This is a genomic window from Pseudomonas sp. SW-3 (genome assembly GCF_016615645.1).
GTDB lineage: Bacteria > Pseudomonadota > Gammaproteobacteria > Pseudomonadales > Pseudomonadaceae > Aquipseudomonas > Aquipseudomonas mandelii.
Map to the genome: position 1 here is coordinate 5,432,207 of NZ_CP067098.1, position 14,340 is coordinate 5,446,546.

Genomic DNA, 14,340 nt, shown 5'->3' on the forward strand with positions numbered 1-14,340 from the left:
ATGCAGCAAGAGTTCAACGATCCGCTCTGGCGCACGGTTCTGTCTGGCGCACAGATGCTGTTCGTGGCCTTCGGCGCCCTGGTGTTGATGCCGCTGATTACCGGCCTTGACCCTAACGTGGCGCTGTTTACCGCAGGCCTGGGGACGATTCTGTTCCAGATCGTCACCGGGCGCCAGGTGCCGGTATTCCTCGCATCGAGCTTCGCTTTCATCACCCCGATCATTCTCGCCAAGGGCCAGTTCGGCCTCGCGGCGACCATGGGCGGCGTGATGGCGGCGGGTTTCGTCTACACCTTTCTCGGCCTTGCGGTGAAGATCAAAGGCACCGGTTTCATCGACCGTCTGCTACCACCGGTAGTGATTGGTCCGGTGATCATCTCGATCGGCCTGGCCATGGCGCCGATTGCCGCCAACATGGCGATGGGCAAGGCTGGCGACGGCACCGAGCTGATTCCCTATCAGACCGCCATGCTGATCTCGATGCCGGCGCTGCTCACCACCCTGATCGTCGCCGTGTTCGGTAAAGGCATCTTCCGCCTGGTGCCGATCATTTCCGGCGTGCTGGTCGGTTTTGCCATGGCGTTCTATTTCGGCGTTGTCGACACCGCGAAGATTGCCGCCGCGCCGTGGTTTGCGATTCCGCACTTCACCGCGCCGGAGTTCAACTGGCAGGCGATTCTGTTCATCGTTCCGGTAGCCCTGGCGCCAGCCATCGAGCATATCGGCGGGGTAATTGCCGTCGGCAGCGTGACCGGCCGCGATTACCTGAAGAAACCCGGCCTGCACCGCACCCTGCTCGGCGATGGCATTGCCACCACCGCTGCCGGTCTGTTCGGCGGCCCGCCCAACACCACCTACGCCGAAGTGACGGGCGCGGTGATGCTGACCAAGAACTACAACCCGAAAATCATGACCTGGGCGGCGATCTTTGCCATCAGCCTGGCGTTCGTCGGCAAGTTCGGCGCACTGCTGCAAAGCATCCCGGTGCCGGTAATGGGCGGGATTCTGTGCCTGTTGTTTGGCTCGATCGCTGCGGTGGGGATGAACACGCTGATTCGCCACAAGATCGACCTGGGCGAAGCGCGCAATCTGGTGATTGTGTCGGTGACGTTGGTGTTCGGGATTGGCGGTGTGCTGGTCGGCACTGGCACCGGCCCCGATGACTTCGGCCTCAAAGGCATTGCGTTGTGCGCGGTGGTGGCGATCGGGCTGAATCTGTTGCTGCCGGGCAATGACAGCTGGAAGCACAAGAAGGCGGATGAGCCGTTGTTGTAGTCAGCCTTGAGAATGCCTTCGCGGGCAAGCCTCGCTCCTACAAGTTGTGTGTCGCTCGACACAACGACGCAATTCTGTAGGAGCGAGGCTTGCCCGCGAAGCTTTTAAAGCGCCAACGGCGCCCTTTCACACAAGGCACTCAACGCCCGCGCCCACTGCGGATCATCGTTGAGGCAAGGCACCAGCACCAAATCCTCGCCCCCTGCCTCGCGGAACAATTCCTTCCCGCGATCACCGATTTCCTCAAGCGTCTCGATGCAATCAGCAACGAACGCCGGGCACATCACTAGCACCTTCTTCACGCCCATTCCCGCCAGCTCATCGAGGCGCGCTTCGGTGTAGGGTTCGATCCATTTCGCCCGGCCCAAACGCGACTGGAACGACACCGACCACTTGCCATCCGCCAGCCCCATGCGCTTGGCAAACTCCGACGCCGTGCGCAGGCATTGGGCGCGGTAGCAGGTCGCCAATACTTCTGGCGAAGCGTTCTGGCAGCAATTATCGCTTTGGAAGCAATGGTGACCGGTAGGGTCGATCTTCTTCAGGTGCCGCTCCGGCAAACCATGGAAGCTCAGCAACAGGTGATCGTAATCCTGCTGCAAATAAGGTTTCGCGCTGGCGACCAATGCGTCGAGGTATTCCGGCTGATCGTAGAACGGCTGGAGAATCGAAAACTGCACATCGAGCCGCTTCTCACGCACCACCCGCTTGGCTTCTTCAATCACCGTGGTCACGGTGCTGTCGGCGAATTGTGGATAAAGCGGTGCGAGGGTGATTTTTTTGTGGCCCTGAGCAGCCAGCTCAACCAGTTTCGTCTCAATCGACGGCTCGCCGTAGCGCATCGCCAGCTCAACCGGCCCATGGTGCCATTGCGCAACCATGGCCTCGCGCAGGCGACGGCTGAGCACCACCAGCGGCGAGCCCTCCTCCCACCAGATCGACGCGTAGGCGTGGGCGGACTGCTCCGGACGCTTGATCAGGATCAGCGACACCAGCAAGCGTCGCACCGGCCATGGCAGGTCGATCACGTAGGGGTCCATCAGAAATTGATTGAGGTAACTGCGCACATCCGCCACCGATGTAGAGGCAGGTGAACCCAGGTTAACCAGAAGCAATGCGTGATCGGTCATGCAACGTCCTATTTCAAAGGCGGCTGGACAGGTCGTCCAGGGCCGCGCGCAAATCGGTGAACTGGAACGTGAAACCCGCTTCCAGCAAGCGCGCCGGTACGGCCTTCTGGCCGCCCAGCAACAGCAGTGACAACTCACCCAGGCAAACTTTCAAGGCCAAGGCCGGCATCGGCATGAACGCCGGTCGGTGCAGCACGGCGCCCAATGTTTTGGCGAACTCGCGGTTGCGCACCGGTTTTGGCGCGCAGGCATTATATGGACCGCTGGCGTCATTGCGATGCAGAAGAAAATCAATCAGGGCGATTTGATCGTTGATATGAATCCAGGGCATCCACTGCCGACCACTGCCCAAAGGCCCGCCCAGCCCCAGTTTGAATGGCAGCAACAGCCGCGACAAAAAGCCGCCCTCGGCAGACAGCACCAAACCGGTTCGAATCAGGATCACCCGAATACCCATGGCCTCGGCGCGCTGGGCGGTTTCTTCCCAGGCAATGCACAACTGACTGGCGAAATCATCGATGGACGGCGGAGATGCTTCGGTCAGTTCGCGCTCGCCACTGTCGCCGTACCAGCCGATGGCAGAACCCGAGATCAACACCTGCGGTTTCTGCGCGCGGGTCTCGAGCCAGGCCAGCAAGGTTTCGGTCAGGGTGATGCGACTCGCCCAGAGCAAGGCTTTGCGCCTGGACGTCCATGGCCGATCAGCGATGGGCGCGCCCGCCAAATTGATAATTGCGTCCACCGGTTCTTGCCCGAGGTCTTCGAACAACGCGACGCCGCGAACCTGGGCACCGCAGATTTTCGCGACTTTTTCCGGCGTGCGGCTCAAGACTGTCAGGCGATGTCCCTGACTCAACCAGTGTCGGCAGAGTTGACGTCCTATCAAACCAGTACCGCCGGTCAGCAATATGTGCATGACTTCTTCCTCGCGTGGCGTTTTACCCTGATCACTAGTCTATTTTTATAAGCAGGGATCTTTGGTATCGGGCAGTGTCTGTGTTTAACAATAGGCCAAGCTGTCAGATCGAGAACGCTAAAAGTTATACCAAAAAACAATATTGTACAGGTTTAAACCACGGCGTAGTCTGTACAGAAAGGTAAACGAGGCCCCTATGACTGTACCTATCGCAATCATCGGCACCGGCATCGCCGGGCTCTCAGCCGCTCAGGCCCTGACAGAAGTCGGGCACAGTGTTCAACTTTTCGATAAAAGCCGCGGCAGTGGCGGACGCATGTCGAGCAAGCGCAGTGATGCGGGTGCCTTGGACATGGGCGCACAGTATTTCACTGCCCGCGACCGGCGCTTCGTCACCGAGGTCCAGCGTTGGCAATCCAACGGCTGGGTCGCCGAGTGGACGCCGCAGCTCTACACCTTCCACGGCGGCCAGCTCAACCTGTCGCCGGACGAACAGACACGCTGGGTCGGGACACCGCGCATGAGCGCCATCACCCGCGGCCTGCTCGGCGACCTGGAAGTGCATTTCGCCTGCCGGATCACCGAGGTCTATCGCGGTGAAGAACACTGGCACCTGCAAGACGCCGAAGGCTTCACCCATGGTCCGTTCAGTCATGTGGTGATCGCGACGCCGGCGCCTCAAGCCACAGCACTGCTGGCCTCCGCGCCGAAACTCGCCGGGGCCGCCGCCGGGGTGAAAATGGAGCCAACGTGGGCGGTGGCGCTGGCATTCGATACGCCGCTGGATACCCCCATGGAAGGTTGCTTCGTGCAGGACAGCCCGCTCGACTGGCTGGCGCGCAACCGTAGCAAACCCGGGCGCGACAACACCCTCGACACGTGGGTACTGCATGCGACGAGCGCCTGGAGCCGGCAACATATCGACCTGCCCAAGGAGGCGGTGATCGAGCAACTGCACGGTGCATTTGCCGAGCTGTTGCACAGCGCCATGCCCGCCCCGACCTTTAGCCTCGCGCACCGCTGGCTTTACGCGCGTCCCGCCAGCAGTCACGAATGGGGGGCTCTGGCCGATGCCGATCTGGGCTTGTATGTATGCGGCGACTGGTGCCTGTCCGGGCGTGTCGAAGGCGCCTGGCTCAGCGGCCAGGAAGCTGCACGACGGTTGCACGAGCACTTGCAGTGAATAGAATCAATCCGAGTAAATTGCTGCTGTCGAAATGGACAGCAGCCCACCCGCGAAACCGCGAAAAACATTTTCTGGTGACCGAACTGTTCCGCGATGAGGAAGGCACGGTGCTGGACGTCGAATTGCAGGCGGTGCTGACCCAACGCAGTGAGCGTCTCCCATGGCAATCGCTGAAAGCCAGCGACGACTGGATACTCGGCTGGAAATAGATCCTGCCCGCGGATGCGGTGTGTCAGCTACCCATGTGTCGCCTGATCCACCGCTATCGCGAGCAAGCCCTCTCCCACAAGGGAATGCACTCCCCTCCCGAAAACCTATACAAATAATTTGACTTGTACACCTTTGAATCTATGATGAAGACAAAGTTGTACAGAGTTACCGCTCTGTACAGGTCTGGATTCGAGGTGTTCCGATGCATGTACAGCCAGCGACTCTACCGAAAATCGCCATCAGCGCCTGCTTGATGGGAGCGGAGGTGCGTTTCAACGGTGGGCACAAGGAATCGCGCCTGTGCAGCCGAACCCTCACCGACTATTTCGAGTTCGTACCGGTGTGCCCGGAAGTCGCCATTGGCTTGGGTATCCCTCGCGAACCGATCCGCCTGATCGGCGACCCCGAACATCCCGAAGCCGTTGGCACCGTCAACCCTGAGACCAACGTCACCCGGCCGCTCGCCGAGTACGGTCAGAAAATGGCTGCGGAGCTGGACGATATCTGCGGCTACATCTTTATGCAGAAATCCCCTTCCTGCGGCCTCGAGCGGGTCAAGGTCTACCAGGCCAACGGGTCGCCGGTGGACGGAGGTGGACGTGGTATCTACGCCCAGGCGTTCTGCGCCCTGCACCCCGACTTACCGGTGGAAGAAGATGGCCGCCTCAACGACCCGGTATTGCGCGAAAACTTCCTGACCCGCGTGTTCGCCTACAGCGCCTGGCAGCAGCTATTGCGAGAAGGAGTGACACGACGCGGCCTCATAGAATTTCACTCGCGCTACAAATACTTGCTGATGGCCCATAACCCCTTGCAATACAAAACCCTGGGCAACCTGCTGGGCAACATGGGCCAGACCGATCCTGCGGAACTCGGCCCGCGCTATTTCAGCGAACTGATGGCGGCATTGAAAAAATGCGCGACGCGCCGTACCCACACCAACGTCCTGCAGCACATCAGCGGTTATCTCAAGCAATTCATCAGCCCTGAAGACAAGCAGGAAATGCAGCACGTCATCGGCCAGTACCGGCACGGCATCGTGCCGTTGGTGGTGCCGCTGACGCTGCTCAAACACTATTTCCGTCAACACCCGGATCCGTATATCGCGCAGCAGGTTTACCTTCAGCCGCACCCGGAAAACCTCAGCCTGCGAAACGCCATCTAATGAAAAGCCCAATCGACACCAGCGCCAGCGAAGACCTTGGCGCCGACTTCAAGAAAGCCCTGGACGAAGGCTGGTTGCCGATTCGCGAAGTGGCGCGCCAGACCGGCGTGAACGCCGTGACCCTGCGTGCCTGGGAGCGACGCTACGGGCTGATCGTGCCCCAGCGCACGCCCAAGGGGCATCGCCTGTTCTCTGCCGAACACGTGCAACGGATTTTGACCATCCTCACCTGGCTCAATCGCGGCGTGGCCGTCAGTCAGGTCAAGCAGCTGCTCGACACGCCACAGGCCTTTACCGAAACCGTCGAAAACGATTGGCAAGTGCTGGGCCAGACATTGCTGCAAGCGGTGACCCAGCTCAATGAACGCACGCTGGATGACACCGTCAATCAAGCCATGGCGCTGTATCCGCCTCGTACCTTGTGCGAACAACTGCTGATGCCGTTGCTGGCGGAGCTGGAGCAACGCTGGCAGGGCCAGTTCGGCGCGCAGATGGAGCGGGTGTTTTTCTTTTCCTGGCTGCGTAGCAAATTCGGCGCACGCATCTACCATAACAACCGTCAGTTACGCACCGCGCCGTTGCTATTGATCAATCACTCGGACCAGCCACTGGAACCTTGCCTGTGGCTGACCGCGTGGCTGATCAGCAGCGCCGATTGCCCGGTGGAAGTCTTCGACTGGCCGCTGCCGCCAGGCGAACTCGCGCTGGCGGTCGATCACCTGCAAGCCCGCGGCGTACTGCTGTATTCCAGCAAAGCCATGAACATTTCGCAGCTGCCGAAACTTTTGAATGGCGTCAGTTGCCCAAAAATGATTGCCGGACCAACGGTATGCATTCACCACGCCGAGCTGTCCGCAAAAACGTCTGAGAGTGTTGATTTGTTCCTGGCCGAAGACCCGCTATCGGCTCACCAGGAACTGGTCAAGCGTGGGCTTATTTAATGGACACTTCCATGCATTTGATCTGGTTGCGTAGCGACTTGCGCCTGCACGACAACACCGCCCTGTCGGCTGCTGCCGCTCGCGGCCCGACGGTGGCCGTGTACCTGTTGAGCCCGGCGCAATGGCTGGAACACGATGACGCGCCGTGCAAAGTGGATTTCTGGCTGCGCAATCTGGGTGAACTGAGCGACGCGCTGGGCGAACTGAACATCCCCCTTCTGATTCGCCACGCCCCTCGCTGGGATGAAGCGCCGCAGGTTTTGCTCAAGCTGTGTCAGCAATTAAACGCGGAGGCGGTGCACGTCAACGAGGAATACGGGGTTCATGAAAGCCGTCGCGATACGGCAGTCGCCGAAACGCTCAAGGCCCATGGCATCGACTTCTTCAGCTACCTCGATCAGTTGTTGTTCAATCCGGGCACCGTGTTGACCAAGACTGGCACCTACTTCCAGGTCTTCAGCCAGTTCCGCAAAGTCTGTTACGAACGTCTGCACCGGTCGCTTCCGGGACGGGTGGCCAAACCGGCCGTACAGGATCCGTTGCCCATCAGCAGTGACGACATTCCATCGAGTGTTAAAGGGTTCGACATGCCCAGCGAGAGCTTGCGCCAGCTCTGGCCCGCCGGCGAAGCCGAAGCTCAACGCCGTCTCGACACCTTCGCCGACGCACAAATCGATTACTACAAAAGCGAGCGCGACTTCCCGGCCAAACCCGGCACCAGCCAGCTCTCGGCTTACCTCGCTGCCGGGGTGATTTCCCCGCGCCAGTGTTTGCACGCCGCCCTGCACAGTAATCAAGGCGAGTTCGAAAGCGGCAAGGTGGGCGCGGTCACCTGGATCAACGAGTTGCTGTGGCGCGAGTTCTACAAACACATTCTGGTGGGCTACCCACGGGTCTCGCGTCACCGTGCCTTCCGCCCGGAAACCGAAGCCCTAGCCTGGCGCGACGCCCCGGAAGAACTGCTGGCCTGGCAGCAAGCCCGTACCGGCCTGCCGATCATCGACGCAGCGATGCGTCAATTGCTCGAAACCGGCTGGATGCACAACCGCTTGCGCATGGTGGTGGCGATGTTCCTGACCAAGAACCTGCTGATCGACTGGCGCGAAGGCGAACGCTTTTTCATGCGCCACTTGATCGACGGCGACCTGGCGGCGAACAACGGTGGCTGGCAGTGGAGTTCGTCCACGGGCACTGACTCGGCCCCTTATTTCCGTATTTTCAATCCGCTGAGCCAATCGGAGAAATTCGACGCTGAAGGCGTGTTCATCAAGCACTGGCTGCCGGAACTGGCTGGGCTGAACAAAAAAGACGTGCACAACCCGGCGAACGTCGGCGGTCTGTTCGGCGTGGCGGATTATCCGTCGCCGATCGTCAACCTGAGCACTTCGCGCCAGCGAGCCTTGGCCGCGTTCAAGAACTTGCCCTCGCGACACGATGCCGGAGGCGCTCATGAGTGATTTCCTGCGGCAGTTTGCCCGGCAATTCGCGCAGCTGGATAAAAACAGTTTGCAACGCCTCGGCGAGCTGTACACCGAAGACGTGCACTTCACCGATCCGCTGCATGAAGTGCAAGGGCTCGGACAGTTGCGCAGCTACTTCACCGAGCTCTACGCCAACGTCACCGAACTGCGTTTTGATTTTCACGGTTTCGACCAGACCGGCGAAGGCCAAGGTTATCTGCGCTGGGTCATGAGTTACCGCCATCCGCGCCTGAGCGGCGGCCGGTTGATTCGTGTCGACGGCTGCTCGTACCTGCTCTGGCGCGACAAGGTTTATCGTCACCGGGATTACTTCGATGCCGGGGCACTGCTTTACGAACATTTACCCGTATTGGGTCGGGCGATTGCCTGGCTGAAAAGGAGAATGGGATGAGTCTTACACCTCCACGGCGATACTGGCTGACGGGTGCCAGCAGCGGCATCGGCGCCTCGCTGGCTGAAGAAATCCTCAAAACCGGTGCTCATCTGGCCGTGAGCTCGCGCTCTACAGCGGTGCTGAAAGTCTTGTCCCAGCGTTATCCGGGGCAAGTGCTGGTCGTGCCCGGCGATTTGACGAGCAGTCAGGCGGTGCGCGAAATCGGCGAACAGATCGTCCATGAATGGGGCTCGCTGGACACGGTGATCCTCAACGCCGGCACGTGCGAATACGTCGACGTCAAGCAGTTCGATTCCTCGATCGTCGAACACGTGGTGCGCACCAACCTGCTCGCGAGCGCCTATTGCATCGAGGCCGCGTTGCCCTTGTTGCGCAAGGGCACCGCGCCGCATCTGGTGGGCGTCGCCAGTTCGGTGACCTACCTGCCCCTGCCACGGGCCGAAGCCTATGGCGCGTCGAAGGCCGGGCTGCGTTATCTGTTCGAATCCCTGCGCATCGATCTTGCGCCGGAAGGCATCGAAGTCACAGTGGTCAGCCCGGGGTTTGTCGAGACCCCACTGACGGCGAAAAACGACTTCCCGATGCCGCTCAGTTGGCCAGTGGCGAAAGCCGCCCGGCACATCTTCGCCAAACTCAAGAACCGTCCCCTGGAGATCGCTTTTCCGGGACTGTTCATGGCGGCTCTCTGGCCCCTGTCGAAAATGCCCAATTGCGTGAAACTGGCCATCGGCAAACGCATGGTGCGCAGCAGCCCACCGATCAGGGACGTGCCGTGAACATTGCGATCATTGGCAGCGGAATCTCGGGGCTCACCAGCGCCTACCTGCTCAATCGCAGGCATGAGATCACCCTGTTCGAGGCCAGCGACTGGATCGGCGGGCACACCCATACCGTGGACGTGACCGTGGATGACCAGCGCTATGCCGTGGACACCGGTTTCATTGTGTTCAACGACTGGACCTACCCGAATTTCATTCGCCTGCTCGGCCAGATCGGCGTGGAGTCGAAACCGACTGAAATGAGTTTTTCAGTGAAGGATCCGGACTCGGGCCTGGAATACAACGGCAATAACCTCAACAGCCTGTTTGCCCAACGGCGAAATCTGTTGTCACCCGGCTTCTGGGGCATGTTGCGCGACATCCAGCGCTTCAACAAAGAGGCGCAGCGTGACCTGGCCGAGGGTCGGATCGCCGCCGACACCACGCTGGACGACTATCTGAAAAACGGCCGCTATGGCGAACGCTTCATCCTGCATTACATCGTGCCGATGGGCGCAGCAATCTGGTCGATGTCCATGGCTGACATGCTCGGTTTCCCGCTGCAATCCTTCGTCAGGTTTTTCAAGAATCACGGCCTGCTGTCCATCAGTAATCGTCCGCAGTGGCGGGTGATCGAAGGGGGTTCGAGCGCTTACATCGAGCCACTGACGGCGACGTTCAAACAGAACATCCGACTCAACTGCCCCGTCACCCGGGTCGAGCGTGATGAACAAGGCGTCATTATCCACAGCGCCGCCGGCAGCGAACGATTCGATAAAGTGGTGTTTGCCTGCCACAGCGATCAGGCCCTGCAACTGCTGGCCAAGCCGAGCGATGCCGAACAATCGATCCTCAGCGCCCTGCCCTACGCCGACAACGAAGTGGTGCTGCACACCGACACACGCCTGCTGCCTACTCGAAAACTTGCGTGGGCCAGCTGGAATTACCGCCTCGGTGGCCCGGGCCACACACGGGCCACCGTCACCTACGACATGAACATCCTGCAAGGCCTCCAGAGCGATACCACGTTCTGCGTCAGCCTGAACCAGAGCGCCGGCATCAGCCCGTTCAAAGTGCTCGCCAAATACACTTACGCCCATCCGCAATTCAGCCTGGCGGCCGTTGCTGCGCAAAGCCGTTGGGAGGAACTGGACGGCGCGCAACACACTTATTATTGCGGCGCCTATTGGGCCAACGGTTTCCATGAAGACGGCGTGGTCAGCGCGTTGCGCGTTGCTCGCTCGTTTGGTGAAGTGTTGTGAACAGCGCCCTCTATAGCGGCTGGATCGCCCATCGGCGGTTCGCCCCAAAGCCTCATGCCTTCCGTTACCGGATCGGTCTGTTGTACCTGGACCTCGACGAACAGGAGGCCGTGCTCGGCCTGTCGCCGTTCTCGGGCAACAGTCGCTTCGCACCGTTCTCGTTTCGCGAGAGCGATTACCTCAAGGCCTATACCGGCAGCGGCATGCGCCTGATTGACGCGGTGCGCCAGCTCGTCGGCCAGGCCATCGGTCATGCGCCCCAAGGTTCGATCTGCCTGCTGACCCAGCCGCGCAGTTGGGGTTTGTCGTTCAACCCGGTGAGTTTTTTCTACTGCCATGAGGCTGACGGGCAACTGGCGGCGATTCTTTGCGAAGTCACCAACACCCCGTGGCGCGAGCGTTATCACTATGTATTGCCGGCCAAGGCCCCGGAGAATCTCGGCGATTTCCATCAACATTTTGCCGTGGCGAAGGCGTTTCACGTTTCGCCGTTTCTACCGCCAGACCTGGAATACCGCATGAGTTTCAGCCCCGCCGCGAAACGGCTCGGCGTGCACATGGCGGACTGGCAGGGCGAGCTGAAGTTGTTCGACGCCACGCTCAGCTTGAAACGCCAGGCACTGGACCGTGCCAGCCTGCATCGTTACTTGCGGCGCTTTCCATGGATGACGGCGAAAACCTGCCTGGCGATCTATTGGCAGGCCCTGCGCCTGCTGCTCAAGCGCGCACCGATATTTGCTCATCAGGCTGCCGTTGGCAGCGTTCAAACCGCCATCGTTCCTCCCAAGGATCACCGTCATGAAATCCTCTAGCGCCTCGGCAAAAGTCAATCTGCTCAGCACCAACGGCCTGACCGGATCGTTGCTGCGCCGTGGTGTACTGCGGCAACTCACGCAGCTCAAGCATGGACAACTGGTGGTCATCGAAAACGGCGAACGACAAGTTTTCGGGACCGCAGGCAGCCCATTGATCGGGGAGATCCATATCCTCGACGCGGCGGCGTGGGGGCTGGTGGCGGGTAACGGCTCGATCGGCGCTGGCGAAGCGTTTATCCACGGTTATTGGAGTTCGCCGGACTTGACCGCGGTGGTTCGCGTGTTCGTCAGTAACCTTGAGGTACTGGATGCGCTGGAAGGTGGCCTGGCGAAACTCGGCCGCCCTTTCGTTCAAGCGCTGCACTGGCTCAATCGCAACACGCGCAAGGGTTCGCAGAAAAACATCGCCGCCCACTACGATCTGGGCAACGACCTGTTCGAACAGTTTCTTGACCCCACCATGATGTACTCCGCCGCACAGTTCCTGACGGACGAAGACAGCCTGGAACAGGCGCAGTTGAACAAGCTGGAACGGATCTGCCAGAAACTCGCGCTCAAACCCAGTGATCACTTGCTGGAAATCGGCACCGGCTGGGGCAGCATGGCGCTTTACGCGGCGCAGCATTACGGCTGCAAGGTCACCACCACCACGCTTTCAAAAGAACAGTACGCCTTCACTGCCCAACGCATTGAAGCCCTCGGCCTGCAAGACCAGGTCACGCTGCTGCTCAAGGATTACCGCGACCTCACCGGGCAGTACGACAAATTGGTGTCGATCGAGATGATCGAAGCGGTCGGCCATCGCTTCCTGCCGGTCTATTTCAAGCAATGCGCGGAGTTGCTCAAAAGCAACGGCCTGATGCTGTTGCAGGCCATCACCATCCGCGAACAGCGCTACGAACAGGCCAAGGGCAGCGTCGATTTCATTCAGCGTTACATTTTTCCTGGCGGTGCCCTGCCCTGTGTGCAGAAGATGCTGGAAGTCATCAGCCGCGACACCGACATGAATTTGCTGCACATGGAGGATTTCGGCCTGCACTACGCCCGAACCCTGCGCCTGTGGCATGAGAATTTTCGCCGAGCCCAGGGCCGCTTGAGCGAGTTGGGCTACGACGATTATTTCCTGCGGTTGTGGGAATTTTATCTGTGCTACTGCGAAGGGGGATTTCTGGAGCGCACCATCGGCACCGCGCAAATGGTGCTGGCCAAACCCTCGGCAATGCCCGCGCCGCTGCTGGGGCGCTTCGATGCGTGAGCGCTTGGCCAATGCCGCACTGTTTCAGCTCGGCTGGTTTGCCTGTGTGATGGGCGGCGACAGTTTATGGTTGCTGGTGGCGTTGGCGGTACTGGTGATTCATCTGCTGTGGATAAGTCGCTGGGCGGATGAAGGCCGACTGATTCTCAGCGTTGTGCTGCTGGGCACCACCGTCGACAGTTCGTTACGCTGGCTTGGTGTGTTCGATTTCGCCGACGTCGCGCCCTTGATCCCGCTGTGGCTGATGCTGTTGTGGGCTTTACTGGCAACCACGTTGCGCCACTGCCTGCAATGGACCGCCAAACCTTGGTGGCTCGGCAGCCTGCTGGGCGCCGTGGGTGGGCCATTGTCGTATTACGCCGGTGGACAACTGGCCGGCGTGCAGTTTCCTTACGGTCAGATGCCCACGCTGCTGGGTATCGGCCTGCTCTGGGCCATGCTGTTCCCAACGCTGCATTTCATGGCGCAACGGCTGGCGGCGGACACCCGCAGCTAAGCGTCCGTCAGGCCTTTAACACAGCCAGGGCGCACTGCCTTACACTGCCCGCCATGAAAACCATTCCCCACACGCAAATCACCGAACCGGCCGTCACGTGCTCGACTTGCGCAGCCTGTTGCTGCCAGCTCGAAGTCATGCTGATCACCGACACGGGCGTGCCTGAACGTTTTATCGATACCGATGATTGGGGCGGGGAAGTCATGCTGCGTCTGGATGACGGCTGGTGCGCTGCGCTGGATCGCAACAGCATGATGTGCACCATCTACGAAAAACGCCCGCTGATCTGCCGGGAGTTCGAGATGGGCGCACCAGAATGCATCGATGAGCGCCAGGGGATTACCACGGCGTATCGCTGAATTTGAAGTCGACGCACATCCAGTGTGGGAGCGAGCCTGCTCGCGATGGCTTCCTGTCAGTCAACACTGTTGCTGAATGGCAGACCGCAATTGCGAGCAGGCTCGCTCCCACACTTAAAGGAGCGAGTCTCAGAGCGGCATCGTGTAATGCAACGCGTAACTTTCTACACCGTTGTTCGGGCTACTGAGCCCGGCATTGGAATAGTGCGTCGCACGAATGCCGACTTCATGTCCGCCGGTAAAGCGCAGGCCAAAACCGAACCGGTCTTCAAACTGAAAAGCACTGCCGAGTTGATTGTTTTCGACTTCGGTATTGGCGAATACCGCGACGCCGACCCCCAACTCCACATAAGGCTTGACGGTCTGGCCAGCAAATTCGTAAACCAACACCGGCGCGAACGACAGGCTGTGGTTGCTGGAAGTCTTGTCGCCGTCCCAATAGGTGTAGGCACCGCTCCAGTACCCCGTCAAGCGACCGATATCACTCTGCAACCAGCTCTTGTCCCAATCGAATTGCATGCCCAATCGATAGGTCATGGTCGACTCGCTGGTCTGTCCGACCGCGAATTCCACGCCTGCCGCCTGCGCGGTAAAACTGTGCCCCATCAGTGCGGCCGCAATCGCGGCCAAGCAGAATAGTCGCTTCACTAGAAACATCCTTTTCCGAACGATTTCATATGGTTTTTTTGTTGCTTAC

16 protein-coding genes are annotated in these 14,340 nt (G+C 59.8%); 13 read left to right on the top strand and 3 right to left on the bottom strand.

The annotated features are described in order from the left end of the window. Complete coding sequence (locus JIO00_RS24515) at positions 1-1,275, top strand: uracil-xanthine permease family protein (RefSeq protein WP_010458235.1); 1,275 nt, start codon at positions 1-3, stop codon at positions 1,273-1,275. 104 nt (positions 1,276-1,379) lie between these two features. Here the strand turns inward: JIO00_RS24515 and hemH are convergent, their stop codons facing one another. Together hemH and JIO00_RS24525 are read right to left on the bottom strand one after the other, a co-directional pair. Continuing rightward, entirely contained in the window at positions 1,380-2,405 is a 1,026-nt protein-coding gene (hemH, locus tag JIO00_RS24520; protein WP_010458238.1) for a ferrochelatase, read from the bottom strand. A 13-nt stretch (positions 2,406-2,418) separates the two neighbouring features. Beyond that, on the bottom strand, positions 2,419-3,321 hold the full coding sequence (locus JIO00_RS24525; protein WP_010458241.1) for a TIGR01777 family oxidoreductase: 903 nt from the start codon (positions 3,319-3,321) through the stop codon (positions 2,419-2,421). 196 nt (positions 3,322-3,517) lie between these two features. Between JIO00_RS24525 and JIO00_RS24530 the strand changes: the two genes are divergently transcribed. The 12 genes from JIO00_RS24530 to JIO00_RS24585 all read left to right on the top strand — a co-directional run bounded on the left by JIO00_RS24530 (position 3,518) and on the right by JIO00_RS24585 (position 13,643). After that, positions 3,518-4,504, top strand: coding sequence for an NAD(P)/FAD-dependent oxidoreductase (locus tag JIO00_RS24530; protein ID WP_010458243.1), 987 nt, complete (start codon positions 3,518-3,520; stop codon positions 4,502-4,504). After that, entirely contained in the window at positions 4,501-4,716 is a 216-nt protein-coding gene (locus tag JIO00_RS24535; RefSeq protein WP_010458245.1) for a TIGR02450 family Trp-rich protein, read from the top strand. Before JIO00_RS24530 ends, JIO00_RS24535 begins: the two co-directional genes overlap by 4 nt. A 203-nt stretch (positions 4,717-4,919) precedes the next feature. Beyond that, positions 4,920-5,882, top strand: a complete 963-nt coding sequence (locus tag JIO00_RS24540) for a YbgA family protein (RefSeq protein ID WP_010458247.1) — start codon at positions 4,920-4,922, stop codon at positions 5,880-5,882. Continuing rightward, the gene (locus tag JIO00_RS24545) at positions 5,882-6,823 is read left to right on the top strand and encodes a MerR family transcriptional regulator (RefSeq protein WP_010458249.1); all 942 of its coding nucleotides are present in this window, start codon (positions 5,882-5,884) and stop codon (positions 6,821-6,823) included. Before JIO00_RS24540 ends, JIO00_RS24545 begins: the two co-directional genes overlap by 1 nt. Before the next feature lie 11 nt (positions 6,824-6,834). Further along, positions 6,835-8,280 carry a deoxyribodipyrimidine photo-lyase gene (gene phrB / locus JIO00_RS24550; RefSeq protein WP_010458251.1) on the top strand — a complete coding sequence of 482 codons (1,446 nt, stop codon included), beginning with the start codon at positions 6,835-6,837 and terminating at the stop codon, positions 8,278-8,280. After that, positions 8,273-8,695, top strand: a complete 423-nt coding sequence (locus JIO00_RS24555; RefSeq protein ID WP_010458253.1) for a nuclear transport factor 2 family protein — start codon at positions 8,273-8,275, stop codon at positions 8,693-8,695. Before phrB ends, JIO00_RS24555 begins: the two co-directional genes overlap by 8 nt. Next, positions 8,692-9,474, top strand: coding sequence for an SDR family NAD(P)-dependent oxidoreductase (locus tag JIO00_RS24560; RefSeq protein ID WP_200667002.1), 783 nt, complete (start codon positions 8,692-8,694; stop codon positions 9,472-9,474). Before JIO00_RS24555 ends, JIO00_RS24560 begins: the two co-directional genes overlap by 4 nt. After that, entirely contained in the window at positions 9,471-10,718 is a 1,248-nt protein-coding gene (locus JIO00_RS24565; protein ID WP_200667004.1) for an NAD(P)/FAD-dependent oxidoreductase, read from the top strand. Before JIO00_RS24560 ends, JIO00_RS24565 begins: the two co-directional genes overlap by 4 nt. Further along, complete coding sequence (locus JIO00_RS24570; protein WP_200667006.1) at positions 10,715-11,530, top strand: DUF1365 domain-containing protein; 816 nt, start codon at positions 10,715-10,717, stop codon at positions 11,528-11,530. Before JIO00_RS24565 ends, JIO00_RS24570 begins: the two co-directional genes overlap by 4 nt. Then, positions 11,517-12,788 (top strand): SAM-dependent methyltransferase, encoded by a 1,272-nt coding sequence (locus JIO00_RS24575; protein WP_200667008.1) that lies wholly within the window; start codon positions 11,517-11,519, stop codon positions 12,786-12,788. Before JIO00_RS24570 ends, JIO00_RS24575 begins: the two co-directional genes overlap by 14 nt. Continuing rightward, positions 12,781-13,284, top strand: coding sequence for a DUF2878 domain-containing protein (locus JIO00_RS24580; RefSeq protein ID WP_077749014.1), 504 nt, complete (start codon positions 12,781-12,783; stop codon positions 13,282-13,284). Before JIO00_RS24575 ends, JIO00_RS24580 begins: the two co-directional genes overlap by 8 nt. 53 nt (positions 13,285-13,337) lie before the next feature. Further along, positions 13,338-13,643: a YkgJ family cysteine cluster protein gene (locus JIO00_RS24585; RefSeq protein WP_077749015.1), complete on the top strand. Its 306-nt coding sequence runs from the start codon at positions 13,338-13,340 to the stop codon at positions 13,641-13,643. Positions 13,644-13,772: 129 nt separating this feature from the next. On the opposite strand, the gene JIO00_RS24590 is transcribed toward JIO00_RS24585, so the two are convergent. After that, positions 13,773-14,291, bottom strand: coding sequence for an acyloxyacyl hydrolase (locus JIO00_RS24590; RefSeq protein WP_010458265.1), 519 nt, complete (start codon positions 14,289-14,291; stop codon positions 13,773-13,775). Positions 14,292-14,340 lie beyond the last annotated feature (49 nt).